Below are 23859 nucleotides of genomic sequence, written 5' to 3'. Positions count from 1 at the left end.
GCAGCGTCAAGGCTTGAGGTGGTCACGCGTCGATCCTGGCCTGCAGGGAGCGACCGTGCACACGCCGAGAGCAGTCTGGTCGGATCGAGACAGGACGCCCAGTGGGAACCAGACGCCCTGCCGATCACAGCGGGGTCTGGGCTGCACAGGCACGGTAACTCGTGATCGTCCTGGCCCCTAACAGGCACGGACCACGGACGAGGAAACGGATGAGAGGCGATTTCGCTTCCCGGGCAGAGGCAGCGTCTGCCATCCTCACGGGAGGGAGGAATGCATGAGCTTGTACGAGAGCGCCCCGGAGACCAAGCCGATCAAGATCGTGCCCTATCCCCGCCACCGTCCCCAGCCCGACAGAGCCAATGACATCGTCCCGCCTCGACAAATTCCAGCTGACCCCACCTACGAGGAGCTCGTCATCAACGCCTTCATCGACGCAGCTCTGACGTTGAAACACCTCTGAACAGACCACTCACAGCCACATACCCCTCCTCAGCACCGCATGACGAGGCACGCCGGTCCGACCGACCTCCGCGCCCCGCCCCAGTGAGAGATCAGCTATCGAGATGGCCCAGCACTTCCCAGGCTTCAAGACATGTGGCCTGAGCCGCTCCCTATTCGAACTGGATATCGATGTCCGGAGGGTGCGATGACCAGTCGGCCACCTCGTCTTCCCCGACCTCCCGGGTGTCGAACCTGACGCCGATGCGCGGCGTCACGAGGACAGAGACGATCCCGTAGCCGGCTGCGCGGAACCTGACGAACGAGGGCCCCTCTCTCACCGCTTCGAGGATGAGCGATTCGAGTGCGTCGACGTCTTCGTCAGGCTCGAGGAAGAAGGACTGGCCATCGATCTGTAGATGGACTACTTGCATGGTTCACCGGTGGGCGCCGAGAGGGCCCGAGAGCACGACTCGGCGGTTGCCGGCACGCATGGCCCCTCGGTGAGCACGACCACCCACAGACTAGATCGGATAGCCCGCAAGGATCAGGGGTACCGGTTCGCCCACGACCGGTGTACGCGCACGCGTACGTACCAACCGACCTGCAGGCCAAAATTCCGGCCTAGCGTGGCACTACAACCTGCAAGCACCCGGCCCTACGTGTCGACAACCGATCCCCCATCGGGCGTTCGGACACATAGTGCCTGCTTGACCATCATCGAGCAGCCGTTGCTTCGCCGGTCGAAGACACGACGAGGGGGCGGGGCGCTTTCGCGCACCCGCCCCCTCATCGCTGAAGTGCTTGCCTGAGTCAGGAGGCGGTGAGTCCGCCGTCGATGACGTGCTCCATGCCGCTCACGTAGGACGAGTCCTCCGAGGCCAGGAACAGCACCAGCTTGGACACCTCGTCGGGGTCTGCCATCCGACGGATGGGCACGACGTCGGCGATGCCGCCGCCGTCCGAGTCGGTCGCGGCAGCCATCATCGGGGTCTTGATGTAGCCGGGGTGGACCGAGTTGACGCGGATGTTGTCGGGCCCGTACTGAACGGCGACGTGCTTCGTCATGCCGCGAGAGGCGAACTTGCTTCCGACGTAGGCGAGGTTCGGGGCGCCGACGATCGAAACCATCCCTGCCGTCGATGAGATGTTCACGATCGTGCCGCCGCCTGCCTTCTGCATCGAGGGGATGACGGTTTTCATGCCGTAGAACTGCGAGTGCTGGTTCACGGCGACGACCTTGAGGTAGTCGTCCTCCTCGATGTCCACGGTGTTCACGACCGGGCCGATGATGCCCGCGTTGTTCACCAGGACGGTGACCGGGGCCCCGAAGTGCTCCTCGACCTCGGCGACGACTCGCTTCCAGTCCGCGAGCGAGGTGACGTCGTGCTTGACGAAGAGCACGGAGTCACCGAGCTCGTCGGCGATCTGCTGCCCACGCTCGGCGTTCAAATCGGTGAGCGCTACCTTGGCGCCCTCGGTGACGAAGCGTCGGACGTGGGCTTCGCCCATGCCCTGTGCCGCGCCGGTGATGATGGCAACTCTGCCCTCTAGCTTTCCCATGTCGGGATTCTCCTTCTGACGTCTCTCGGCACGACGGTGTGCCTTACCGAGTCGGCAGCGGCCCCTCGTGGGGACCCTGTCGGCACCTCTCAACATAGTGGGCCGCAGTACCACAATGGCTGAGAGCATCACGGCGGGGGCAACGGGTAGCTGCTCGTCGGCCGCACCTAGGCTGAGGGACATGGCAACAGAGACGGACGCGCGCGGGCCGGGTCGCCCCCCGGCGGCGTCACGTGAGACCGTCGAGCAGGTCGCATTGTCGTTGATGCTCCGCGACGGCTACGACGCCGTCACCGTCGACGCGATCGCGGCGGCCGCCGGCATTGGCCGCACGACCTTCTTCCGCTACTTCGGCTCGAAGCCCGGGGTGATCTGGGCGCCTTTCGACGCGACCATTGAGTCGCTCAAGGAGAGCCTCCGGGCGCAGCAGCCCGGCGTCGACCCCCTGGGGGCCGTCCAGGTGGCCGTGGTCTCGTCCACACGTTCGGCGGTCCTCTCGAGCGACGTCTGGCTCGAGCGGTTCCAACTCCTCGACACCCATCCCTCCCTCACCTCCGGTGCTTACGAGCACTGGGAGAAGTGGAAGCGAGCACTCGCAAGACACGTCGCACTCGTAGAAGGTGTTGATCAGAACAATGCGGTTCCGATGGCGATCGCAGGAGCATGCCATGGTGTCTTTCTTGCCGAGCTGCGCAATCGGCGCAACGAGGACGAGGGTCGAGAAGCGATGCTGGACCGGTTGAACGACAGCCTGACCCGTGTCTGCTCAGCGCTCAGACCTTTACTCTTTGGCGCGGCCTGCTCGGCATGAATTAGGCCTGGCCTGCTCGCTGAATCGCGCGATAGACGGTCGACCGGGCGACGCCGAACAGCTCGGCGATGTCGCTCGTGGTGTGGGCGCCTGTGCGGTGCAGCTGCACGAGGTGCTTCTCCTGCGAGGGGGTGAGCTTGGGCTTGCGGCCTCGGAGCTTGCCTGCGGCCTTCGCGATCGCCATACCCTCCCGCGTGCGCGCACGGATCAGGTCAGCCTCGAACTCAGCCACCATCCCGAGGACGTTGAACAGGAGCCGGCCGACGGGGTCGGTAGGGTCGTAGACCGCTCCCCCGAGGTTGAGGGCGACACCCTTCTTCGTCAGCTCGTCCGCGATGTCGGTCGCATCACGCAGCGACCGAGCAAGACGGTCAAGCTTCGTGACCACCAGGACGTCGCCGGCCCTGCACGCAGCAAGGACCTCACGGAGGCCTGGCCGGGCTCGAGTCGCGCCCGACAGGCCGTGGTCAACATGCACGTGTTGATCGTCAACACCAAGTGCTGCAAGACCGTCACGTTGTGCTGCAAGATCTTGCCCCGAGGTCGAGACGCGGGCGTAACCGATGAGCATCGGACAACTGTAGCGTTCAAGCCCCCTTCACCGGGCATTTTTGCGGGACAGGCATACGCGAATTCGCAGGCCAGGCGCCGCTTGACCTCAGCCGGCCAAACACGGTCGCGAAGAGTGTCCCGATGAACGACCGGCTACCGCTCCCCTAATCCGGTGTTCTAATTCGCTTCACTGCGACACATCGCGGGCGATGCGGTCGAGGAGCGCCTCCAAGGAGATCTCGAACTCTTCGTCACTGCGGTCCTCGCTCAGCAGGCTGCGCAGACGCCGAACCTCCGGCACGTTGTCCAAGGACATGCTCCCGTCGCCTTCTGGGACGACAGCACTCCCTTCATCAAGCGGTTCCTCTGCAGGCCCTGCTTCGGCCCCCCGGACCACGGACTGCAGTAGGAGCTGCCCGAGTAGGAAGCTGCTGAAGGCTCGGTATGCGTTCACAGCCAGGGGATCCGTGAATCCGTTAGCGGTCAAAGCACTCAGGAACGTATCGACGACTTCAACGCTTCGAAGCGGTGGACGGAGCCAGGGGGCCGCGGGGTGACGAGTCGCTACGAGGGGAAATGCTTTGGGGTGGTCCGTCGCAATCCGCCGCACCGCATGAGCCACCGTTTGGAGGAACTCTTGCCAGTGCGCCCCTTCAGCCTCCGCGAGGTGCGACGTGAGGTTGCTCATGAGCAACGCAATGACACCCTCGAGCAGGTCCTCCTTTCCGTGCACGTACCGGTACAGAGACATGGCCTCCACGCCCAGCTCCTGAGCAAGAGATCGCATTGAAAGACCTTGCGGGCCAGAGCGGTCAATCTGCTCCAGCGCTGTCGCAATGATCAGGTCTCGACTAAGCCTCGGCGCCGCCGAGGTGATCTGAGTTGCCTTCTTGCCAGCTACCACGGTCGATGACTCCTCCTCGATCAGTGGCGCATGACCAACCAGAGTGCGCAAAACGGTCACTTGCACGCCAGTGGTTCACGTTACCCGGACTTACAGTGTACGTTTTCCTCGTACTTACACCGTAAGGCGCACAGTTGATTGCTCTCAGCTGCGAGGTGGACCGTGACGATTGCTCGTTCCGCAGCGTCCTAGACGTAGCTGACTTACAGACCCTCAACTCGGCCGCATTCGCGGCTGAACATCTCGAAGGAGCTCATCATGTCGAACACCACCCCTGTCACCCCCGCCACCGTCGCCAAGACCACCCCTGGCCACAGCACCGAGCTCGGCAAGACCGAGATCGCCGACGGCGTCGTGTCGAAGATCGCCGGGATCGCCGCCCGTGAGGTCCCCGGCGTCCACGCCCTCGGCGGCGGCGCCGCCCGCGCCATCGGCGCGCTCCGCGACCGTGTCGGTCAGACCGACCACAGCCAGGGCATCAGCGTCGAGGTCGGCGAGACCCAGGTCGCAGCCGACGTGAAGATCATCGCCGAGTACCCCGTCGCCCTCCAGCAGGTCGCCGACGACGTACGCGCTGCGGTCGGTCAGGCCATCGAGGACCTCGTCGGCATGCAGGTCGCCGAGATCAACGTCACCATCGCCGACGTCTTCATCCCCTCCGAGGACAACGACAACGAGGACGAGAGCCGAGTCAAGTGACCCCCACCACCACCGGCATCGCCATCGCAGCAACCCTCGTGCTGACGTGGATCGCGTTCGGGTTTGGGTTCTTCGTCCTCGTAGCCCTCGCCATGGTGGTCGGCGCCCTCATCGGCCGAATCATTGAAGGCAAGCTCGACCCGACCAGCATCCTCGACGCCCTCCGCGGAAAGCGCTCTTCGTCATGACGACCACCGAAACGACCCGCGACACCGCCCACCCCGGACGCACCAAGATCGCACCCCGGGCCCTTGACCGGGTCGTTTCGGCCGTCACCGCCGACACCCTCGGCGTCACCGCGAAGAACGTCTCGGTCGACCTCGCCGACGACGGCGGCTCCCTTTCTCTCACGGTCTCCACCCCGATCCGGGTGCCTTCCCTTGACCGCGTCCAGAACGGTGATGACGTTGTCGCCCGGACCGGTGGAAGTGTCCTGGACCGGGCGAAGGCCGCGCAAGAGACCATCCGCACCCGGGTCCAGGCCCTCACCGGGTCCACCATCACCCGCGTCATCGTGACCATCACCGGTATTGACATCAAGCAAGAAAGACGAGTGAAGTGAGCAATCGCCGCTCCACCTACACCCGCATCGCCCGACGCGAAACCCACTCGCCCCGGTCCGTGCTCGCCATCATCCTGGCGATCATCCTGATTCTCGCGGCCGCCTACGCGATCACCGAGATCATCCTCGCCATGCTCAGCCAGCCGGCCCTTCTCGTAGCCCCCAAGGATGCGAGTCAGTCCCTCGTCGACGCATCCGCCCTCCCCGTCGGGGCCCTGATCGCGGCCGGCATCGTGCTCCTCGTCGTGGGGCTCATCCTGATCGTGGTGGCCCTCACGGCGGGGCGTCGCGCCCGGCACGTGATCACCACCGACCGGGCAGTCACTGTTGTCGACAACGAGGTGATCGCCTCGGCCCTTGCCCGGCATGCTTCCTACGCCGGTGGCACCAGCCCCGACAACACCCGCGTCAGTGTCTCTCACCGCCGTGCCGTCGTCGAAGTCACCGCAGCATCTGGCACCAAGGCGCCCTCCCAGGCGATTCTCGACGTCGTCAACGAGCAGCTCGGCCTTTATGGCTTCACGCCCGTCCTCAAGGGCAAGGTCGACATCACGCGAGCGAAGGTCGGCGCTTGAACTCCACTAACCGGGGCCTGAACCGCACTCTCATCTTCCTCGTCGGACTCCTCCTCCTTATCCTGGGAGCAGCATCCCTTGCCCTTGGCGTCATCCCGCAGATCATGACCGGATGGGGTGACACCGCCCCCACGGTTCAGCAGAATGTCTCAGCTGCCCTGGTGGCGACACCGTTGCTGTCAACAGGAACCAGCTGGCTGTGGATCGGTCTGATCGCCGTCCTGGTCATCATCGCGGTCCTGCTCATCGCGTTCATCATCCGCCAGGGCAACGGTCATACCCGTGAGGTGTTCCACGACCAGACGACCGAACACGGCTCCACCATCGTCCGGTCCTCGGTCGCCGCTGACGCGCTCAAGGACGCCCTCAAAGACCGGGACGACCTCGTCTCCTCGAGCGTGTCGACCTACGACGTCAAGGGCGACACAGTGTTGAAGATCAGCGCGACTGCCCGCCGCGGCGTGTCCCCGAAAGACGTCCAGACCAGCATCGAGAACACCCTGCATGCTCTCGATGATCTTCTCGGGTTCGAGGTTCCGGCCCTGATCCAGATCAGTGGTGGCTTCCGCGCCCGCGTCGCCAAGACCACCCGCGTGTCCTGATCATGTCTGCCCTGAAGCGATACGGCCCCGCCGCCATTGCCATCTTCGGTGTCCTGTGGCGTGCACTTCGCCGGACGACCCCGGCAGAGCGGACACCCCGCCGCCGGAGTACCTTCCGCAAGAGGTAGCCGTGCGCTTTCGCCGAGCTACCCGGTGGCGCCATCTCGCTGCCACTCGAGATCGATCTGGCTCGCCCGTGAACGCCACCATCCGTGGCGTTCCTCCCTCGTCATTTCCTTCGGCATGCCTGCACCCGAAAGGCGCAAGTCATGCCAACCAATGACCCCACGACACCCAGACCCCGTGTCGGTTCTCAGCACCAACGTCTCCACGTTCCCTCGAGCATCCTTCGAGGGCTAGTGGCAGGCGTGACCCTCCTCATGCTCCCTGCGGCTATTGGTGGGGTCATCCTCTGGGCCTTTCTCTGAGTGCCCAGAGATCCCTGTACTCCCGTCTGCCACCGATGGCAGTTGGGCTGCTCCACCTGAGCTCAGACATCTCGTCTGACTCCACCCGGCAAAGGAATCATCATGATCAGCACAAACGACATCGACACCATCCTCCGCTCCGGCGGCAACGTCATTGACCAGGACGGTAAGAAGATCGGCAGCATCGGCCAGGTCTACCTTGACGACGACGGCGGGCAGCCCGCGTGGATCACCGTGAACACCGGCTTCTTCGGCAGCGGCGAATCCTTCGCCCCTCTCGTCGACGCCACCGTCCAGGGCGACGACGTCCACGTCGCCTACAGCAAGGACATGGTCAAGGACGCCCCCCACAGCGACGACTCGGACGGCCACCTCAGCGAGAACCAGGAAGCGGACCTGTACCGGTACTACAGCCTGGACAGCGCCCGCGCCGGACAGCCCCTCTTCGACCAGGACGACCAGACAATCACCGGCAGCGACGTCGAAACCCCCGGGCAGAGCGCCGGCTACGACCGCGACGAGTCCGGCGACGTTGGCCACGACACCTCCGGCGCCAACACCGACGACGCGATGACCCGTTCCGAGGAGCGCCTGCACGTCGGTACCCGTCAGCAGGCCGCTGGCAAGGCACGCCTTCGGAAGTACATCGTCTCTGAGCAGGTCACCGAGACCGTCCCCGTCAGTCACGACGAGGTCCGCATCACCCGTGAGCCCATCACCGACGCCAACCGCGGCGACGCCCTCTCCGGTGGCGACCTCACCGAGGAAGAGCACGAAGTGACCCTGATGGCCGACCAGGTCGTCACCGAGAAGGAGACCGTCCCCGTCGAGCGCATCCAGCTCGGTACTGAGACTGTCACCGAGCAGCAGCAGGTCACCGAGGACGTCCGCCACGAGGAGATCGAGATGGACGGCGACGACCTCCCCGCCGGCCAGCGCACCAGCGACGACCGCTAATACCCCTTCTCGATCACTAGCCAGGAGCAGCACATGAGCACAGCCCTCCCAACCCCCGAAGACAACACCCCCCACCGTGACACCGACAACGTCTCGGACACCGACTTCGACCGCGACAGGCGCAGTGTCGTTGACCGCGAGAAAGCCGAATTCGGGGGTATGAAGTTCGGGTCGGCATTCTTCGGCTGGCTCACCGCCACCGGGCTCACCGTGCTGCTCCTGGCCCTCGTCACCGCCATCGGCGCCGGCATCGCCGGCAGCACCGACGGCGGTGCAGCCGATGACGCCGCCCAGAACCCCACCACCACTGGCATCGTCGGGATCATCGTGCTCCTGGCGATCCTGCTCCTGGCTTACTACTGCGGCGGCTACGTCGCCGGCCGCATGGCGCGCTTTTCCGGCGCCAAGCAGGGCATCGCCGTGTGGCTGTGGGCGATCATCATCACCGTGATCCTCGCGATCATCGGTGTCATCGCCGGCAGCCAGCTCGACGTCCTGTCCCAGATCGGCACCATCCCCACTGGCACCTTCGACACAGGCCAGATCACCCTCACCGGTGTCCTCAGCCTCGTGGCCGTGGTCATCGTCACTCTCGGCGGGGCGATCCTCGGCGGGCTTGCCGGCATACGCTTCCACCGGAAAGTCGACCGCGTCGGCCTCGGCCGCTAACGCCCACTACTCCCGCTCGCGACCGCGCCCGAACGTGGCCGTGCCGGGTCCGGGGCGGACAGCTGTTCCCAAGACAGCTGCCCGCCCCATCACTCATTTCCGTTAGGAGCGCCATGACCGACCCGCACGAGATCATGAACCCCGCCGTGCCGGAGATCCCAGACGACCTCGGACACGCTCCCCCGGCTCTCAACTACGACCCGGCAGGTGAGCCCGTTGATGTCATCCGCAACGCAGAACAGCTCCACGCCACAACTCGTTCCGTTCCCGTCGAACGCGTCCGACTGAAGAAAGTCATCGTCACCGAGGAACGCACCATCACGGTCCAGGTTCGCCGAGAAGAACTCCGCCTCGAGCACGAAACATTGGACCCAGCCACGGCAACACCGACGACGGTCGGGCCCTCCGACCTCGAACTGATCCTCCACGAAGAGCAGATCACGATCACCCGCACGATCGTCCCGATCGAACGCGTACGGCTCACCCGCACCCAGGTGGCCGGCACACGAGACATCACCGAAACCCTCCGGCACGAAACCGTCGACATCAGCCCGACAAGCCCCGCCACCGATTCCTGAAAGAGCCCCTCATGGCACAGCGCAACACCGTCATCCGCAGCATGCACGACCTCGGCATGGCCGCCTGGTTCGGAGGCGGCCTCATGGGCGCCATCGGCCTTAACGGTGCCGCAGCAGGCACCAGGGAGCCGACCGAGCGCCTGACCTTGTCCAGCCTCGGCTGGGCCAAGTGGGCACCTGTCCAGGTCGCCGCGATCGTCATTCACGGCGTCGGCGGGGCCGGGCTGATTCTGTCTAATAAGAGCCGTCTTGTGGCGCAGAAAGAAAGCCGAACCAACACGGGCCTCAAACTGACACTGACGATCGCCGCTGCAGGAACCACTCTGTGGTCAGGTCTGGTCGGAGCGAAGATGGCTAAGCATGCCTCGGAGGGTGCCGACGGCACCACGGAGCCGGGAGCGTCTTCTTCTGACGACCTCGCCAGGGCTCAGCGTCAGCAGAAGATCCTCCAGTGGGCTACCCCGGTCTTGACCGGTGTCCTCATCATCCTCGGCGCCCAGCAGGGCGAACAGCAGCGCCCCATCGCCGGCCTTCTCAAGCGCCGATAGACGGGCACGGAATAAGTGGCCCGGGCGAAGCCCGGGCCACTTGTCTGTCCGGTGAAGTTCCTCCCCCTTCGGCAGCCATCAACGTCCAGGAAGTGTCCGGTCAACCACCGTCTATCGACGTGTGCGAGGCGGGTGGCACAGCCTTGAATGTGTGCGATCGGCCAAAGTGTCCATCTCGACGCTACGCGTCAGCATGATGGCCGAGTTGACTGAGTCTTCCGCCGACATCACCCAAATGTGTCCGAAGGTAAGCCCTAATGACCATCGAGAGCGACGCACCTCAGTTACTCAGATTGAGCTGATGGCACTGCACCAACGCAACCGGTAGAGACCGGCTCGAGCCCAACGACAAAGAGCGCGGCACCCATCAAGTGATTGGCGCCGCGCTCCTGGGAATTTGACTAGTCGTTGCCGATCTTCTTGTCGGCCGCGTTGCCAGTGGCGTCGATCCTGTCGTCGAACTTCCCACCCGTCTTGGACGAGGCCGTCTCTTCGCCCTTTGAAATGGCGGAGTCGGTGATCTTCTCACCCTGCTCGCCGTTTAGGGCATCTTTGGCGCTATCCAACAGACCCATGGTCGTCTCCTTCGATTTCGGCTCGCGATGTACAAGCCACGACCAGTGGACACCTTTCAGGGATCCAGGGCCCGAACATTGGCGCAAGAACATTATCCGGGTGCCGCGCCCAAGGCTTTGTGTGCTTCGCCACTAGCGCCTGGACCACATTCCCGGCAAACTCTGCGCCCTTTTGGACATCCAGCCACCGCGGTCACGTCGGCAGTCGGAGGCCCGGCGGTCTGGGCCTTCGAATGAAAGCGTCGCAGCCTGTCACAGCACTCGCCTTATCGGTGGGGCCACTAGAAGCGGCTCATAGTGCCCCCCGATATTCCAGCGTTGTACGTGGCAATCTTGTCGGGGTAATCGGGACCAGAATCGTGCCCATCAATTCGAGGTGATCCTCCTTCGAGATGGTGATGGCCCACCCCAGCAGAGCTGAGGTGGGCCATCGCTACCTGTCTGGGGCGCCTCAGGAGCCTTGGACGGTGTCCTTCGACTGCTGAGCACTGTCGGCAACGTCGCCCGCGGCCGACTGTGCGTCGCCCTTGACGGTGCCGACGGCCTCCTGGGCTGTGTTCTTCACCGACGAGACCGCGTCCTGCGCGGGCTCTTTGAGGTTCTGTGCCACGTCCTGCGCGGCGCCCTTGGCAGCGTCAACCGCGGGGGCGGCCTTGTCCTTGGCCCGCGAGGCAAGCTCCTGCTCCTTGTCGGAGGCGGGGAGCAGCGACGCGAGTAGGGCGCCGGCGCCGAAAGCGATCAGACCCACGGCGAGAGCGTTGCCCTTGGCCTTCTCGACGGCCTGGTGGCCGGCGTCCTGCGCGGCAGCGGCCGTGTTCGAGGCGGTGCCCGACACGGACCCGGAGCCGTCGTGGGCACTGCCCATGACCGACTCTTTGACACTCGCGAACCGGTTCTTCACCTTGTCGGTCTGGCGGTGCGCGATGCTCGTCGGGTTCACCTTGTCAGCGAGGGCGTCGACGTCGTAGCCGAGCCCAGCGCGGGTGCGCTCGATCTCAGCACGGATCTCGTCGGGGGTCTTCTGTCCATCTGCGGTGCTCATGCGTGCCCTCCAGGCTTCACGGTCTCGGGGATCTTCTTCAGGGAATCGACCGTCTTCGGCGCACCCTTGATGTCCTTCAGTTCCTTGCGCCCGCGCAAGAAGAGCACGAGGGCGACAACGGCGTACACGACGGCGATGACAAGCGACGCCCAGCCGACCCCGATGAGGGAGCCGAGGCCCCACATCGCGGCGATTGACAAGAACAGCAGGGCGAACAGGCCGGTGAGGCCGGCACCACCGAACATGCCGGCGCCTTTGCCCGCCTTCTTCGCCGAGAGGGTCAGCTCGGCCTTGGCCAGTTCGACTTCCTGGCGGAAGAGGGTGGAGATGTCGCTCGTGACGCTGCCGAGGAGATCACCCAGCGACGTTGTCGCCGCGCGCTCCTCCGTGTCCGGTACGCCAGGAGTGGGGCCGCCAGCCGGCACGTGGCCGGCGAAGGTGGGATCGGTCACGGGCGCGCCTCGCCCTGCGTCGGCCACGTGGTTGGCGTATTCGACGAGAACGAGGACGTGGCGTCGACGTCGTAGCTGGGGACGTCGCCCTCGGTCATCGCGTCGTACTCAGCGGCGACAGAGTCGTCGACCTCACCCAGGGACGAGGTGCTGGCCGTGGTCCGGGTGACGTCGGCGAAGCCGACCGGGGCGGCGGTGCCGGTCGACGGGGTCGAGCTGGCGGCGTCGGCGGTCAATGACTTGACGACGCGACCGGCGAGCAGGCCTGAGACCGCGGCGATCGCGATGAACGTGCCCGGCTTGCGCGCGGCGAACTGCTTCACGTCGGCGAGCAGCGAGCCGGCGTCGCGGCCCTCGAGCCACTCGGCGACGCCGTGCGCGCGACCGGAGAGGTTGGTAACGAGCTCCTGCGCGATGCCATTGTCGGAGCCTTGAGCCATAGAGTCGAGCTGCTCGCCGATGGAGCGGAGGCCGGCGGCGGCTTTCTCCTGCTGGGCGCCGGCCTGGTCCTTGAGCTCGGCGGTGGCCTGGCCCAAGAGCTGCTTAGCCTGGCCGGCGGCCTCTGAAGCGACCTTGCCGGCCTGCTCCTTGGTCGTGCCCGTGACCTGCTGGGCCGACTCCTTCGCATCGCTCGCGACCGAGGCTGCCTCGCGTTTTGCGACGCCAGCCTTGTCGGAGGCGGCAGGGTCAATCGGCTCACCAACCGACGAAGCTTGAGTGCTGGCAACATCGGCGTCAAGGGCGCCCGTGGCCTGGTTATACAGCGGGGTAGCGTCGTGGCGATTTTCGTCGCTCATGTCTTACCTTTCGGATTGGCAGTGATTGCGACCAGTAGTCGCACGGTGCTCGTCTCATCACTTTGCCCCTTCCTGCCCCACCACGTTTCGATGTGGAGGATCAAGGGGTTGACAAGGCTCCCTGTCTTCACTGGAAGTGGCTTTAGTGGTCACGTCTGGTTAAGGGAATCGGTGCCTCCGGTCCCAGGACAACCAATGAGCAAAAAGCACACCTGATCGGGAGCCTTTGAGGCGCGGCCGCCTCGCTCGCCTGGGAAGCCGTTTCTTCTACGTCGGGCAGCTGGCGACAATTACCTAAGTTGCCCCGCCAACATGGGGGACATAAAATCACCGCTCTCTCTAGCCCACTTGGGAATTGATTTGCGATAGCGCTTTGCCGCTATCGGCCGAGCACACACCTAGACAGCGACAACCGCCTGCCCACCTCCTCCGCTGAAACTATCCCCCGGGCTGTCTTAGGCTTCAGTGTGGCTTTCACCGCTCAATGGACAACCCGGGGCACCACCTACAGGGCCGAGGTATCCGACGATCAACTTCTCTGGGGGGCAGCACCCGCGGCGGCGTTTGACCCCGCGAAACTCAGACCCGTCGACTCTCGGAGTTTCGAGGTTGTTTCCCGTACTGTTGTAGGCCGCGAAACCGTCGTCACCGCCCTGTCGATGGGGCAGAAAGTGACCGTTGTAATCCCGCGTGAGGTTATGGGCCCCCTCGAGCTTGCCTGGAAAAGGCTCAACCCGCACCTCGGCGCTTCCGGTGCCGACCGCTGAGCACGTGGTTCGGTTCCTTTGTATGACTGTCCGGTTCTCTAGGCGCCAGGCCAGCGTTGGACTACGTTGCGAGGGCAGCCCGGACCAAGCTGCCGATGGTGGGGGTCCCGGGTTCGCTCGGATTCCCCACCGGGGACCAGCGACCGGGTAGCGCTGCAGTCTGGCTAGGGAGTTCTTTCGCTACAAAACGTGTCACCTTGGACGAGACCGAGGGCTAGCTCCTTGTCCTAGATCGTCAGCCAGGCCTGCGTTGCCCAATTACTTGAGTGTCGGGGTTGTTCGGGGTGGCCGACCCGAATCGGACCACCCCGAGGCGTGCCCATGTGCACGCTCACCCAGAGGACATAAAAACGCAAGCAGCTGGCGTTCGTCTCTCCCCCTTTCGGGTTCCCGCGTAGAACGGGCAATGCACCCGCCTGCGGCCCGGTCGGTCCCGACAGGTGCCGGGTAACGTTGTTGTGGTCTCCCGAAGCCCCTACTTCGTTGGCTAAACGGTCACCCGGAACGCCAACCCCACGTTCCGGTTGGAGACCGGCGCCCTCCCGGACCCGAACCGGAAGGGCGCCACCTTCGACTTGAAGACACAACGACACCGCGGCGTCGCAGGAGGCGTATCTTCTGCGCGAAGCAGGCAGCAATAAGGTGCCTGTTTCCGGGGTACAAGATTCGGGTCCGCACCTCGAGGTGGGGCCACCACATAGGGGTATGTGACGCCGGCCCCACCAGCCCTGCCCATAAGAGTCCCCGGGAATGCCGACTTACGGCGCTACGTCACCTCTTGCAAGAGTGTCAATGCCGACCGGTTCGGGTCCGGTTGGCAGCGTGGAGGTGTCGGTCCCGTCGTCGGGGCCGACACCTCGGTCCTTGCCCTCTACGCATGGGACTTCGCGACCCAGCACCTCCGCGACGACTGGCGAGGCCTTTCCTCTGTGGCCCCTAGGGCCACATAGCATCCGATGAGCGACCGCATAAACGCGTGCCCACTTCGGTGCTCCGTCATTGGGGCCGCACCCTCCGAAGACGGGGTTGTCGGCCACGCTTCGGCACCGTTGAATTATGCGTCAGCTACTTTTCAGGACCATTAGGGGTCTTTCCATGCGATCGCTCGTTTACACCAGCACTCAAACTCATCCCCTTACGGACGGTGAGCTCGCACAAATTCTTGCCATCGGACGAGAAAGGAACACTGCGGTGGGCGTCACCGGAATCCTCGCGCATCGAGACGCCAATTGCCTTGGTGTTCTCGAAGGCGAAGATGACGCCGTCCGCGCCCGATTTGAGCAGGTCAGACGGCATCCCAGCCACACGAACGTCCAGCTCCTATGCGATGACCCGATTGCGGCCCGGGCATTCCCGGATTGGTCCATGGCATTCCAATCCCTCGATCCACTTATTCGCGAAGTTCCCGGTTTCCAAGATCTCTTCCGTCCAGACCGCCCCACCGATCACAATTTCGGCGCATCTCGGGCTCGGGCCCTCTTGGAATGGTTTCGAACCCACCCCCTTTCTCCCCTGACAAGTCATGACGAAACTTCTGGCGACGCCACGCGCCGACGCGCAATAAACGGGGCGATTGCCGTCCTTCACGACGTTGGACCAGACCGGTTCACCGTCGAAGTCGCGGCGAGCCGCGGAGGCCTCACCCCAGACCAGATTTACGCCCTGTTCCCGACACGTCAGGCACTGATCACCGCTGCAGTCGAACGCTGGTCACGGGCAGTATCCGCACCGCTATTCCCGCTCGCCGCTGAGCGCGGCGCCGTGGCGTATCTCCATGCGCTGACCGTCGCTTACGCCGAAGAGCCCGCGCTCATGCGAGTGCTCGCGTCAGTACTGGCCCTCTCCGGCGACCGCAACGCCGAAGGGTCAGCCACCTTCCGTGCCCTCTACGAAACGTTCCGACAAACCATCCGGAACGCGTTGGCAAACGACATCACCGCCGGCCGCGAACCCAAAACCATGGACCCAGAACGCGGAGCCCAACAGCTCCTCGCTCTCTACGACGGCCTGCGCATCCAAAGCCTCCTCACCGATGGTCTCGACATCGTCGACGCCTTCGACCGTGCCGCCACCCGCATGCGACGAGGGTGGGCTGAGCAATACGAACAACCGGACTACTGGGAGATCGGCACCGTCCACGACCTCGCCATCTGAAGCTCTCGATTGAGTTCAAAGAGAATCGATGTCGACGTATTCGACAAGTGCCACCTCACGGAGGATGTCACATAAGCTCCGCTCAATAGAGCTGTCTGCCCGAAGGTGAGTATCACACATGAGCGATTCCGCAGTTTCTAAATCGGGAAAAATGATGCCGGTCCATCTACCTGGGACTGCGGAGGATCCACCGGCTCAGTTTCGAGTCTCCTCATCAAAGTTTGTCGTGACGGTTAGCTTCATTGGGACGAACACGTGGATGATCACCGAGCTTGTCGGTACCCAGGAGGTCAGTCACGGAACCTTGAAGTTTCGAGGAGGCTCGTTTCTCATCACAACCGGCGCAGGAACACACCCCATCGGTCCTTCTTGGATGGCCGGCCTTACCCACCACCTACGCCAACGAAGGTGAGCAAGAAATCTCCTACACGAAAGGCACCTACCCAAGCAGCCCCGACGGCACTTATGAAGCGTGCGCGTCCCCACTCTGTGCCCAAAACTTAGGACGTGGAAAATCCGCCTGAATGATCACCAAAACCCGCGCTTACCTTCCAACCAAGCCGGCACACGAAAATAGAAAGTAATCACGAGGTACACCTAAACTGGTGCTTTCAATTCGCTCGTGGAGAAACAGATGGCCAAAAAGACTTTTGTTCAGTTCGTCGACGACCTTGACGGCGCCGCGCTTACCGACGGTGACGGCAAGACTGTGACGTTCGCCCTCGAGGGGGTTTCGTACGAAATCGACCTCAGCCAGGCCCACGTCAACGCCCTCACCGAAGCTCTCGCCCCCTACGTTGCCGCCGGACGGAAAACCGGTGGCCGAAGGAAGACTGGCCGGGCTTCCTCCGGCAAGTCTGACCCGGAAGAGCTACAGAAGATCCGGGACTGGGCCAAGAAGAACGGTCACACCGTTTCAGACCGAGGACGCATTGCTGCCTCAGTCCGGGCCGCGTACAACGCCGCTCAGTGACCGTGCCTGCCACGTACGAGGTTGGCCGGACCTTAGTGTATCCGCACCACGGGGCTGTAACCATCACTGACCTCACCACCCGCACGATCAAGGGCACCCCCACCCAGTACATGACTCTCCGGGTCCACGGCAGTGACCTCGTCATTCAAGCTGCCCTCGACAAAGCCGAAGACCTCGGAGTACGTGATGTCATCGACAAGGCCGGTGTGGAGAAGGTCTACGACATTCTCCGAGCCGGTGAAGTCGAAGAACAAGGGAACTGGTCGCGCCGGTTCAAGGACAATCAATCCAAGATGATCAGCGGCGACGTCTACAAAGTCGCAGCCGTCGTCCGGGACGTCTGGCGTAGAGAACAGGACAAAGGCATTTCCGCCGGCGAAAAGAGCATGCTGGGCCGTGCCCGACAGATTCTTGTCTCGGAACTTGCGCTGGCACTTGACACCTCACCAGAAGAAGCCGACATTGCCCTTCTCGAGGTTCTAGCGACCCCGACAGCCTGACTTGCTGCTCATCCTGCTCATGCTTTGCGGCCTCATGATGCGATCGCCGCAGGAGCGATCTCGCCGCGTTATTCTGTTCGGCCCCCAGAGCCTTGACGCAGCTACGGTGAGCATTGCGAGTTCTTCCTCGTTTCCCCGACGTCCTTCCTAAACATCCCGGGGAATGAGGCACCCCACCCTCGTGGTGACCGTGGGGTGCCTCCCTTCTCGCACGAGAGTGCGCCCCACAAAAGGACTGACCGTGATCACGACTGCACAACTCGAGAAGGTTTTCGAAACCGGCGGAGACGTTTACGACCAAGACGGAAAGAAGATCGGACCGATCCGGGCCACAGCCTTGTCATCCACTGGGGACAAGGCGAAGTGGCTCTCACTCAAGGTGGGAACCCTAGATCACGCGGAAACGTTCGTGCCCATCGACAAAGCCACACTCAAAGGCACCGATGTGCACGTCCCCTACATCAAAGCCATGGTCACCGAAGCCCCCCGAAGCGACAGCAAAGACGGCCAGATGAGCGCCGAACTCGAAGCGAACCTCATTCGGCACTACTCCCTCAACTCCGATGGCACCGAACCGGAGCTCTTCCCCGCGACATCCGGAACCTAAACCGCGGACGCGGGCCAGGCCGGACACTCTCCGTCAGGGTTAGGGTCGGTTTGCGGGGGTGTTCTCGCGTCTCCGCTTATTTTCCAGGGTGGCGGGGACAAGGTGCCCCGTGCTTTAGGCCAGCACGGGGCACCTTCCCCTCCCCCGGGAGGGGCTACTCCGACAGCCCCCGCGCGATAGCCCGGTACAACGTCGTCCGATCCACCTTCAGATCACGCGCGATCTTCGCCTTTGGCACCCCCGATTCGATCAATCGACGCGCGTCAGCGAGCTGCTCATCCGACAGCTTCTGCGCCCGGCCCTTGTACTTCCCCGCCGCCTGCGCGAGCCGAATCCCCTCCCGCTGCCGCTCACGGATCAGAGTCCGCTCAAACTCCGCGAACGCCCCCAACAGGTTCAGCATCAGCCGACCGATCGCGTCGTCGGTGTCCCGGCTGTAGGTCTGCTGCTCCTTGACGAAGACCACGGAGGCACCCTTGCCCGTGATCTCGTCCACGATCTCTCGAAGATCCCCCAACGACCGGGCCAGCCGGTCCATCGAGGCGACCTTGACGACGTCGCCTTCTCGGACGTACCGGATGCAATCGAGGAGCGCGACCCGGTCCGCACGCGAGCCCCCCGAGACCTTCTCCTCAAAGACCCGATCGACGTCGCCGACGGCCTCCAGCTGCCGACCAAGGTTCTGATCCACCGAGCTCACCCGGACGTACGCGACGACCTGCGTTTTGTGCTGCACCATTACTAGACCCTGACACACACCTGTGGCAGAAGGAGCGAAACACGCTTTAACGCCACGCGCGCCGCGCCTCTAGCTGTCCGTTGCGTTTGGGTATACCCCACCACGACTTCCGAGCCTGGGCGCGCTTGCCCCCCAAAGTCGGGACTATCTCGATCGTCGAGATTAATTGATGCTGAGATGAGCGAGATTCGAGATACTTGATCGAAAAGACATGCATGATTACCGCATCAGCCGCGTCGTTTGACCGGGCCGCCCCAACGTGGGATGACGCGTTCGACGCGTACCAGCGCCTCCTCGGACGCAATGCCGACGCGACCACAGTCCTAGAAGCGCGTCATGGCGTGACGCCGATCCACCTTCGTGCTCTGATCGTGCTCGCGTCCCGCGGGCCACTTTCGGTCAGTCACCTTGGCGTCGCGGTGGGATTATCGAGCGGGGCCGTCACGCCGCTCGTGGACCGACTTGAGCAGTACGGGCACGCAGAGCGAAAACCCATGCCGGCTGACCGGCGCAGCGTCGTCGTGACCGCACTGCCTGCCGGCCTCGACATCGCCGCCCACCTCCGCGACTGTTTCGCTGCTGTCTTTGCCCGAGCCTCCGGCGACGACCTCAGTCGGGTTGTTGAGACCCTGGTCGCCCTGGACAACGCGCTCGAAACCGAGGTGACGACATGGTGACCCTCACCGACGTGCGTGCCGCTTCGCTGCGACACCGTAGAGCCGAGAAAGTGAGGGCCACCGGGACGGGACGAATCGCGCGGGCCCGCATCGACCCGTTCCCGCTGCTGGCCTGGCGGCGTTGGCTGCTACGGCTCGTACTGGCATTCCCCTACCTGCTGATTGGTATCGTCGCTGCCCCCGCAGGCACCCTCATGGCCACCACGACCCCGAATATTGATCACCTCGCCGGGCTTGAAGGCCTGAGCTGGTCGAACCTCGACCTGGTCCGCTTAGGCGAGGTGTGGCCACCCCTCGGCGCTCTGATTGTCGCCGTCGTGCCCGGCGGTGAGGCTGGCCTCGCCGTCGTCGGTGCCCTTGCCGCGGGGGTGTTCCTGCAGAAGATGCTTGAGGTGATGCAGCAGCGCCGGTTCCATCCCGTAAAGACCCTCGCGTTCGGCCTCGCGATCGGTGCTAATCCGCTGTTCGTCTACACCGTCACCCAGAACCTGCAAGGGTTTCTCGGCATCGCCCTTTTCGGGCTCGGTGCCGCCGATATGCTCCAGTTCCTCGCCGGCCGCGACACCCAGGCCGGTTTTCGTGCGGGTCTGCTCTTTATGGCCACGTCCCTGGTCCAGGCGAGCGGGCTCCTCTACGTCACCGTCGCCGCCCTCGCCGCGCCCCTGATCAAACTCGCCCGCCACGGTGAGCGCGGCGCCCGCTCCTCGACCATCCTCGTCGTGCTATTCCCCACATTCTCCGTCCTCGCCTCCTTGGCGTTCTTGGAGCTGGTGTTCCTGCACAGCGCGTCTCCGCTACTTGTCAGCCGCATCTCCTACGACCCGGCAAAGTGGGCCATCCTGCCCCACCTCGTCACGACGCTCGATGGTTTCCTGCTGCTCGCGTCGATGGTCAGCGGCTGGCTGCTGGCACTTCTCGTCCGCCGCCCCGGCGCGATCCTCATCTCAACCACGTTGTTCGCCGCGCTCATCGTCGGCTTCGTCCTCGGGCTCATCCCCGCCAACGCGGGCGGCAACATTTACCTGACGATGATCGTGATGGGCGTCGCCATCTTGCCCGCCGCCTCCACCACGAGGTCCAGCGTTTTCATCACCACCATCGCTGTTGTCCAGGTGATCATCGCTTGGGCCGCCGCGTTTAATCGGCCCGTTGTCCTCGACTGGATGCAGGCGCTCAGCACCCTGTGGGGAGGGCTCCGGTGACCGTCACCGCACACTCCACACCTGCGTCTCGTCACCGCAGCACCAACCGCGACGTCCTCCGTCCGGCCGACGTCGACCGTGCCCTAACAGTGCACGACCCCGCCCGGTACGTCGCAGAAGATTGGATGCCGGTCCGCAGGCTCCCCGACGGCGCTCTGCTCGTCGCCACCGCCCACCGTGCCGACGACGCCTCGCTACGCGATGGCCTCGAGGAGGAACTAGCCGCTCCTGTCGATCTGCTGGCCGTCCCCGAGTGGGAACTCAAGGGCGTTCTCGTGGAGCTTTACAGCGCCCACGTGGCCGACCGTGCCGCGAACGCGCTTTTTGACCGCAGCCCCGAGCTCTCGGCAAAAGTCGTGTTCTCGCGCGGGCAGGCAATTGGCGGCATCGCGATGCTGGTTGTGCTCGCCGGGCTCGCCGTCCTATGGCCCTGGCAGGTCGTGACGGGCCTCGTCGCGGCCATCAGCGTCGTCTTCCTTGCCGGCACGGCGTTCAAGTTCGTCGTCGCGATGCAGGGCGCCCGGTACGACGTCGTCGAGCGCGTGACCGACAGCGAGGTCGCACGCCTGGATGATGACGACCTGCCCATCTACACGGTGCTGGTGCCGGTGTTCCGCGAGGCCAACATCGTGGCGCAGCTAATCGACAACCTCGGCGACCTCGACTACCCGGTCGAGAAGCTCGAGGTGCTGATCCTGATCGAGGAGGAAGACCTCGAGACCCGGCACGCGATCGAGTCGGCCTCGCCGCCGGCCCACTTCCACGTCGTGACGGTGCCGCGGGGGCACCCGCAGACGAAGCCGCGAGCCTGCAACGTGGGGCTCGCCCTCGCCTCGGGCGATTTCCTCGTCATCTACGACGCCGAAGACACCCCCGACCCCGACCAGCTGAAAAAAGCCCTGATCGCGTTCAAGCGAGGAGGCGCGGAGACGGTCTGCGTGCAGGCCGCTCTGAACTACTTCAACGCCGACGAGAACGCTCTCACCCGCATGTTCACGCTCGAGTACAGCTACTGGTTCGACTACATGCTCGCCGGCCTCGACCACGCCGACCTGCCCATCCCGCTCGGCGGCACCTCCAACCACTTCCGGGTCGAGGCCCTCCGCGAACTCGGCGGCTGGGACCCCTACAACGTCACCGAGGACGCCGACCTCGGCATCCGTGCCAGCGCCATCGGCTACCGGGTCGGAGTGATCAACTCGACCACGATGGAGGAGGCGAACACCTCGATGCCGAACTTCGTCCGCCAGCGCAGCCGCTGGATCAAGGGCTACATGCAGACGACGCTCGTGCACGCGCGCCGGCCTCTGGCGCTCATCCGCGAGATCGGGCTCGTCCGCTTCGCCGCCTTCACCCTGCTGATCGGCGGGACACCTGCGATCTTCCTCGGCGTGCTGCCCTTTTACCTACTCTCGGCCGTCACCCTGTTCGTGCCAGCGAGCGTGCTCTCGGCGGTGTTCCCGCCCTGGCTGCTGGTGATCTGCCTGCTGAACTTCCTCGTGGGAAACAGCATCATGGTCTACCTGACGATGATGGGCCCGTTCAAGCGCGGCACCTTCCACCTGATGGTCTGGACGCTGCTGAACCCCGTCTACTGGGTCCTGCACTCCCTCGCCGCCTACAAGGGCCTCTGGCAACTGCTCACCCGCCCGCACTACTGGGAAAAAACCGAACACGGGCTCACACAGCACACATCGTCGTAGATCTCCTCGTGAAGATCTACGACAAATTTCAGGCAAGCCCAGCGGAGAACACACTCAACACGGCAAACGCTTTGGCAGCCACACGCACGTTTTTGTCCGCGGGACTAAGAGGTGGGGGCGTGCCCTTCCGTTAGGAAGGGCACGCCGGGCTTGGTCACGTGCAGGGGATCAGGTTCCTACCCAGACCGGCGCCCATGTCGGGGGAACCACCCTCGGCACACATGAGAGTAACCCCGCCGCGAACCGCAACGAGGTATTCCCAGATCAAGGCAAGGGGTCCTGGAAGACTGTCCTCGTGACAGGTCGGGAACAGCGGTGGGCACTGATGCACGATGCGCTGATCGTGTACGTCGACACGAATGGTCACGCCAATGTCCCCCGGTCATACGTCACCCACCAGGGCGACGGCCTCGGCGCCTGGCTACACCGCCAGCGAACCCTCGCTCGCCAACAACGCCTTCCGCCGAAACGCCACGAACACCTCACCGCCGCAGGCGTGCAGTGGACCATGTCGGACCGAACAGCCGCGCTGGCCGCTTTCGCGCGCTTCGTCGACGAACACGGCCACGGTCTCGTACCGCACGCCTACCGGGACTCCCACAACTTCCCACTGGGGTGTGGGTGCAATCGCGTCGACGGCAAAACCTCAAGGACCCTTCCGCAGTGCAACGGCTCTGGCCCGAGCTGCAAACCGGTGACTTCGTCTGGGAAGTCCGAAACCGAGAGCAGCAATGGTCGGATGGGCTGAACGCTTTGCGCCTCTACCGCCGAAGCCATGAAGATTGCCTCATCGCCAACTGGTACATCGACCCCCACGGTTTCCCACTTGGGCGGTGGGTCGAGTCCCGACGAGCGGACTACCGCGCTGGAAAGCTCCCCACAGACCGCATCGCTGCACTCGACACACTTGGCATGGTCTGGATCCTCCGAGATTCCCCCGACCCCACCTCCAGGCTTCACCACCTCGACAACCACTTCAGATCCATGCTTCACCGCACCCGTACCTGGACCACTCACCTCGGAACGCTCCCCCGCTCCCGAGACCGCGACAATGACGATGTAGCCATAGGCCGCTGGCTTCAACGCCAGCGCCAACTCCACCGCACCGGGCAAACGCCGCCGTACCGACTCCGCGAACTCGAAATGGCACTTCCGCTTTGGGCCTCAGCCCACCCCAAAAAATGACCCCCGCCAGTGTCCGGTGAACCACCGTCATACGGGACGGCCTCTGCCGGTCGGTGAAAACGGCGTCACGCTCCCGGGGCGCCAGGACCGCCTCACCGAATGAGGCGGTTATCCCTCAAACGGGCCCGAACGTAGTACTCACCTTCAGTGGTGGGCGTGCATGACGGCGTGGCCTCGGCCACGGCTGATCATCCACCGGTTGATGGGGGTGGTGACGATGAAGGCGACGGCGAGAGAGAACGCGAGTGCGCCCCAGAAGAGCCAGCTGTTCAACTGCGCGTCCATGGCGCCGGGAATCGCGACGATGACCGTGTTATCGATGATCTCCATGACGGCGATGGAGACGGTGTCGGCGGCCAGGGCGACTTTGAAGGCGGCGGAAAAGTTCAGCCCCGAGCGGAGGACGCCGCGCATGGTGAGGGCGTAGCCGAAGATGAACGCGAGCACGATCGACAAGATGATTGTGCCGGTGTTGTGCAGGCCGGTTGCTGTGCCGATGACCATGCCGAGCACTTCACCGATCGCGCAGCCGGTGAGGCAGTGCAGGGTGGCTTGGGCGGCCATCGACCAGGTCGTCGCGTTGTGGACGTGAGTGTCCAT

General features: G+C 64.1%; 31 protein-coding genes and 1 pseudogene. 22 read left to right on the top strand and 10 right to left on the bottom strand.

Annotation, left to right across the window (positions count from 1 at the left end; translation table 11 throughout):
• Window positions 1-274: 274 nt before the first annotated feature.
• Window positions 275-460, top strand: a complete 186-nt coding sequence (locus tag F1C15_RS15665) for a hypothetical protein (RefSeq protein WP_185234590.1) — start codon at window positions 275-277, stop codon at window positions 458-460.
• Window positions 461-611: 151 nt separating this feature from the next.
• On the opposite strand, the gene F1C15_RS15660 is transcribed toward F1C15_RS15665, so the two are convergent.
• Window positions 612-872 carry a hypothetical protein gene (locus tag F1C15_RS15660; RefSeq protein ID WP_185234588.1) on the bottom strand — a complete coding sequence of 87 codons (261 nt, stop codon included), beginning with the start codon at window positions 870-872 and terminating at the stop codon, window positions 612-614.
• Between the two features lie 379 nt (window positions 873-1251).
• Window positions 1252-2001, bottom strand: a complete 750-nt coding sequence (locus tag F1C15_RS15655; RefSeq protein WP_185234586.1) for an SDR family NAD(P)-dependent oxidoreductase — start codon at window positions 1999-2001, stop codon at window positions 1252-1254.
• Between the two features lie 181 nt (window positions 2002-2182).
• Between F1C15_RS15655 and F1C15_RS15650 the strand changes: the two genes are divergently transcribed.
• Window positions 2183-2812, top strand: a complete 630-nt coding sequence (locus F1C15_RS15650) for a TetR family transcriptional regulator (protein WP_185234584.1) — start codon at window positions 2183-2185, stop codon at window positions 2810-2812.
• 1 nt (window position 2813) lies between these two features.
• Here the strand turns inward: F1C15_RS15650 and F1C15_RS15645 are convergent, their stop codons facing one another.
• Window positions 2814-3383, bottom strand: coding sequence for a recombinase family protein (locus tag F1C15_RS15645; RefSeq protein WP_185234582.1), 570 nt, complete (start codon window positions 3381-3383; stop codon window positions 2814-2816).
• 168 nt (window positions 3384-3551) lie between these two features.
• Complete coding sequence (locus F1C15_RS15640) at window positions 3552-4268, bottom strand: TetR/AcrR family transcriptional regulator C-terminal domain-containing protein (protein WP_255465633.1); 717 nt, start codon at window positions 4266-4268, stop codon at window positions 3552-3554.
• A gap of 258 nt (window positions 4269-4526) precedes the next feature.
• Between F1C15_RS15640 and F1C15_RS15635 the strand changes: the two genes are divergently transcribed.
• From F1C15_RS15635 to F1C15_RS15595, 9 genes are all read left to right on the top strand, one after another.
• Window positions 4527-4967, top strand: coding sequence for an Asp23/Gls24 family envelope stress response protein (locus tag F1C15_RS15635; RefSeq protein WP_185234580.1), 441 nt, complete (start codon window positions 4527-4529; stop codon window positions 4965-4967).
• Entirely contained in the window at window positions 4964-5155 is a 192-nt protein-coding gene (locus F1C15_RS15630; RefSeq protein WP_185234578.1) for a hypothetical protein, read from the top strand. Before F1C15_RS15635 ends, F1C15_RS15630 begins: the two co-directional genes overlap by 4 nt.
• Entirely contained in the window at window positions 5152-5529 is a 378-nt protein-coding gene (locus F1C15_RS15625) for a hypothetical protein (RefSeq protein WP_185234576.1), read from the top strand. The genes F1C15_RS15630 and F1C15_RS15625 overlap by 4 nt, the downstream gene beginning before the upstream one ends.
• A 59-nt stretch (window positions 5530-5588) precedes the next feature.
• Window positions 5589-6104 carry a DUF6286 domain-containing protein gene (locus tag F1C15_RS15620; protein WP_219731615.1) on the top strand — a complete coding sequence of 172 codons (516 nt, stop codon included), beginning with the start codon at window positions 5589-5591 and terminating at the stop codon, window positions 6102-6104.
• The gene (locus F1C15_RS15615; protein WP_185234573.1) at window positions 6101-6706 is read left to right on the top strand and encodes a hypothetical protein; all 606 of its coding nucleotides are present in this window, start codon (window positions 6101-6103) and stop codon (window positions 6704-6706) included. Before F1C15_RS15620 ends, F1C15_RS15615 begins: the two co-directional genes overlap by 4 nt.
• A 530-nt stretch (window positions 6707-7236) precedes the next feature.
• The gene (locus tag F1C15_RS15610) at window positions 7237-8091 is read left to right on the top strand and encodes a DUF2382 domain-containing protein (RefSeq protein WP_185234571.1); all 855 of its coding nucleotides are present in this window, start codon (window positions 7237-7239) and stop codon (window positions 8089-8091) included.
• Between the two features lie 33 nt (window positions 8092-8124).
• The gene (locus F1C15_RS15605; RefSeq protein ID WP_185234569.1) at window positions 8125-8760 is read left to right on the top strand and encodes a hypothetical protein; all 636 of its coding nucleotides are present in this window, start codon (window positions 8125-8127) and stop codon (window positions 8758-8760) included.
• Window positions 8761-8873: 113 nt separating this feature from the next.
• Complete coding sequence (locus F1C15_RS15600; protein ID WP_185234567.1) at window positions 8874-9338, top strand: YsnF/AvaK domain-containing protein; 465 nt, start codon at window positions 8874-8876, stop codon at window positions 9336-9338.
• A gap of 11 nt (window positions 9339-9349) precedes the next feature.
• Window positions 9350-9886, top strand: coding sequence for a hypothetical protein (locus tag F1C15_RS15595; RefSeq protein WP_185234565.1), 537 nt, complete (start codon window positions 9350-9352; stop codon window positions 9884-9886).
• Window positions 9887-10287: 401 nt separating this feature from the next.
• Here F1C15_RS15595 and F1C15_RS15590 read toward each other — a convergent pair whose 3' ends face one another.
• The 4 genes from F1C15_RS15590 to F1C15_RS15575 all read right to left on the bottom strand — a co-directional run bounded on the left by F1C15_RS15590 (window position 10288) and on the right by F1C15_RS15575 (window position 12752).
• Window positions 10288-10461 (bottom strand): Rv0909 family putative TA system antitoxin, encoded by a 174-nt coding sequence (locus F1C15_RS15590; protein WP_185234563.1) that lies wholly within the window; start codon window positions 10459-10461, stop codon window positions 10288-10290.
• Between the two features lie 451 nt (window positions 10462-10912).
• On the bottom strand, window positions 10913-11503 hold the full coding sequence (locus F1C15_RS15585) for a DUF3618 domain-containing protein (protein ID WP_185234561.1): 591 nt from the start codon (window positions 11501-11503) through the stop codon (window positions 10913-10915).
• Entirely contained in the window at window positions 11500-11955 is a 456-nt protein-coding gene (locus F1C15_RS15580) for a phage holin family protein (protein ID WP_185234559.1), read from the bottom strand. Before F1C15_RS15580 ends, F1C15_RS15585 begins: the two co-directional genes overlap by 4 nt.
• Complete coding sequence (locus tag F1C15_RS15575; protein WP_185234557.1) at window positions 11952-12752, bottom strand: hypothetical protein; 801 nt, start codon at window positions 12750-12752, stop codon at window positions 11952-11954. Before F1C15_RS15575 ends, F1C15_RS15580 begins: the two co-directional genes overlap by 4 nt.
• Before the next feature lie 467 nt (window positions 12753-13219).
• On the opposite strand from F1C15_RS15575, the gene F1C15_RS15570 reads away from it, so the two are divergent.
• The 6 genes and pseudogenes from F1C15_RS15570 to F1C15_RS15550 all read left to right on the top strand — a co-directional run bounded on the left by F1C15_RS15570 (window position 13220) and on the right by F1C15_RS15550 (window position 17753).
• Entirely contained in the window at window positions 13220-13519 is a 300-nt protein-coding gene (locus F1C15_RS15570; protein WP_185234555.1) for a hypothetical protein, read from the top strand.
• Between the two features lie 1056 nt (window positions 13520-14575).
• Window positions 14576-14830: pseudogene (locus F1C15_RS16385) on the top strand (BLUF domain-containing protein); the annotation flags it as partial.
• Window positions 14831-14884: 54 nt separating this feature from the next.
• Complete coding sequence (locus F1C15_RS15565) at window positions 14885-15673, top strand: TetR family transcriptional regulator C-terminal domain-containing protein (RefSeq protein ID WP_255465629.1); 789 nt, start codon at window positions 14885-14887, stop codon at window positions 15671-15673.
• 622 nt (window positions 15674-16295) lie between these two features.
• The gene (locus tag F1C15_RS15560) at window positions 16296-16646 is read left to right on the top strand and encodes an Lsr2 family protein (RefSeq protein WP_370543634.1); all 351 of its coding nucleotides are present in this window, start codon (window positions 16296-16298) and stop codon (window positions 16644-16646) included.
• Entirely contained in the window at window positions 16643-17146 is a 504-nt protein-coding gene (locus tag F1C15_RS15555) for a CarD family transcriptional regulator (RefSeq protein ID WP_305038475.1), read from the top strand. Before F1C15_RS15560 ends, F1C15_RS15555 begins: the two co-directional genes overlap by 4 nt.
• Before the next feature lie 241 nt (window positions 17147-17387).
• Window positions 17388-17753, top strand: coding sequence for a hypothetical protein (locus F1C15_RS15550; protein ID WP_185234551.1), 366 nt, complete (start codon window positions 17388-17390; stop codon window positions 17751-17753).
• A 154-nt stretch (window positions 17754-17907) separates the two neighbouring features.
• Here F1C15_RS15550 and F1C15_RS15545 read toward each other — a convergent pair whose 3' ends face one another.
• Window positions 17908-18492, bottom strand: a complete 585-nt coding sequence (locus F1C15_RS15545) for a recombinase family protein (protein ID WP_185234549.1) — start codon at window positions 18490-18492, stop codon at window positions 17908-17910.
• Between the two features lie 215 nt (window positions 18493-18707).
• Here F1C15_RS15545 and F1C15_RS15540 point away from each other — a divergent pair, with 215 nt between their 5' ends.
• From F1C15_RS15540 to F1C15_RS16375, 5 genes are all read left to right on the top strand, one after another.
• Window positions 18708-19169 (top strand): MarR family winged helix-turn-helix transcriptional regulator, encoded by a 462-nt coding sequence (locus tag F1C15_RS15540; RefSeq protein ID WP_185234547.1) that lies wholly within the window; start codon window positions 18708-18710, stop codon window positions 19167-19169.
• Window positions 19163-20371, top strand: coding sequence for a hypothetical protein (locus F1C15_RS15535; RefSeq protein ID WP_185234545.1), 1209 nt, complete (start codon window positions 19163-19165; stop codon window positions 20369-20371). The genes F1C15_RS15540 and F1C15_RS15535 overlap by 7 nt, the downstream gene beginning before the upstream one ends.
• The gene (locus F1C15_RS15530; RefSeq protein WP_255465628.1) at window positions 20368-22074 is read left to right on the top strand and encodes a glycosyltransferase; all 1707 of its coding nucleotides are present in this window, start codon (window positions 20368-20370) and stop codon (window positions 22072-22074) included. The genes F1C15_RS15535 and F1C15_RS15530 overlap by 4 nt, the downstream gene beginning before the upstream one ends.
• 325 nt (window positions 22075-22399) lie before the next feature.
• Window positions 22400-22822, top strand: a complete 423-nt coding sequence (locus F1C15_RS16380; protein WP_370543635.1) for a helicase associated domain-containing protein — start codon at window positions 22400-22402, stop codon at window positions 22820-22822.
• A complete protein-coding gene (locus F1C15_RS16375; protein ID WP_185234541.1) occupies window positions 22738-23259 on the top strand; it encodes a helicase associated domain-containing protein in 522 nt (173 codons plus the stop codon). Before F1C15_RS16380 ends, F1C15_RS16375 begins: the two co-directional genes overlap by 85 nt.
• A gap of 144 nt (window positions 23260-23403) precedes the next feature.
• Here the strand turns inward: F1C15_RS16375 and F1C15_RS15515 are convergent, their stop codons facing one another.
• Entirely contained in the window at window positions 23404-23859 is a 456-nt protein-coding gene (locus tag F1C15_RS15515) for a DUF4396 domain-containing protein (protein WP_255465627.1), read from the bottom strand.

The sequence above is a fragment of the Frigoribacterium sp. NBH87 genome (assembly GCF_014217665.1).
Lineage (GTDB): Bacteria > Actinomycetota > Actinomycetes > Actinomycetales > Microbacteriaceae > Frigoribacterium > Frigoribacterium endophyticum.
This window is presented reverse-complemented; position numbering and strand designations above follow the sequence as displayed.

Excerpts from the sequence above, each read along its gene's own strand:
- F1C15_RS15665 (WP_185234590.1), top strand. The coding sequence starts at position 275 with ATGAGCTTGTACGAGAGCGCCCCGGAGACCAAGCCGATCAAGATCGTG.
- F1C15_RS15660 (WP_185234588.1), bottom strand. The coding sequence starts at position 872 with ATGCAAGTAGTCCATCTACAGATCGATGGCCAGTCCTTCTTCCTCGAG.
- F1C15_RS15655 (WP_185234586.1), bottom strand. The coding sequence starts at position 2,001 with ATGGGAAAGCTAGAGGGCAGAGTTGCCATCATCACCGGCGCGGCACAG.
- F1C15_RS15650 (WP_185234584.1), top strand. The coding sequence starts at position 2,183 with ATGGCAACAGAGACGGACGCGCGCGGGCCGGGTCGCCCCCCGGCGGCG.
- F1C15_RS15645 (WP_185234582.1), bottom strand. The coding sequence starts at position 3,383 with ATGCTCATCGGTTACGCCCGCGTCTCGACCTCGGGGCAAGATCTTGCA.
- F1C15_RS15635 (WP_185234580.1), top strand. The coding sequence starts at position 4,527 with ATGTCGAACACCACCCCTGTCACCCCCGCCACCGTCGCCAAGACCACC.
- F1C15_RS15625 (WP_185234576.1), top strand. The coding sequence starts at position 5,152 with ATGACGACCACCGAAACGACCCGCGACACCGCCCACCCCGGACGCACC.
- F1C15_RS15610 (WP_185234571.1), top strand. The coding sequence starts at position 7,237 with ATGATCAGCACAAACGACATCGACACCATCCTCCGCTCCGGCGGCAAC.
- F1C15_RS15605 (WP_185234569.1), top strand. The coding sequence starts at position 8,125 with ATGAGCACAGCCCTCCCAACCCCCGAAGACAACACCCCCCACCGTGAC.
- F1C15_RS15600 (WP_185234567.1), top strand. The coding sequence starts at position 8,874 with ATGACCGACCCGCACGAGATCATGAACCCCGCCGTGCCGGAGATCCCA.
- F1C15_RS15595 (WP_185234565.1), top strand. The coding sequence starts at position 9,350 with ATGGCACAGCGCAACACCGTCATCCGCAGCATGCACGACCTCGGCATG.
- F1C15_RS15590 (WP_185234563.1), bottom strand. The coding sequence starts at position 10,461 with ATGGGTCTGTTGGATAGCGCCAAAGATGCCCTAAACGGCGAGCAGGGT.
- F1C15_RS15585 (WP_185234561.1), bottom strand. The coding sequence starts at position 11,503 with ATGAGCACCGCAGATGGACAGAAGACCCCCGACGAGATCCGTGCTGAG.
- F1C15_RS15575 (WP_185234557.1), bottom strand. The coding sequence starts at position 12,752 with ATGAGCGACGAAAATCGCCACGACGCTACCCCGCTGTATAACCAGGCC.
- F1C15_RS15565 (WP_255465629.1), top strand. The coding sequence starts at position 14,885 with ATGGCATTCCAATCCCTCGATCCACTTATTCGCGAAGTTCCCGGTTTC.
- F1C15_RS15545 (WP_185234549.1), bottom strand. The coding sequence starts at position 18,492 with ATGGTGCAGCACAAAACGCAGGTCGTCGCGTACGTCCGGGTGAGCTCG.
- F1C15_RS15540 (WP_185234547.1), top strand. The coding sequence starts at position 18,708 with ATGATTACCGCATCAGCCGCGTCGTTTGACCGGGCCGCCCCAACGTGG.
- F1C15_RS15535 (WP_185234545.1), top strand. The coding sequence starts at position 19,163 with ATGGTGACCCTCACCGACGTGCGTGCCGCTTCGCTGCGACACCGTAGA.
- F1C15_RS16380 (WP_370543635.1), top strand. The coding sequence starts at position 22,400 with ATGCACGATGCGCTGATCGTGTACGTCGACACGAATGGTCACGCCAAT.
- F1C15_RS15515 (WP_255465627.1), bottom strand. The coding sequence starts at position 23,859 with ATGGACACTCACGTCCACAACGCGACGACCTGGTCGATGGCCGCCCAA.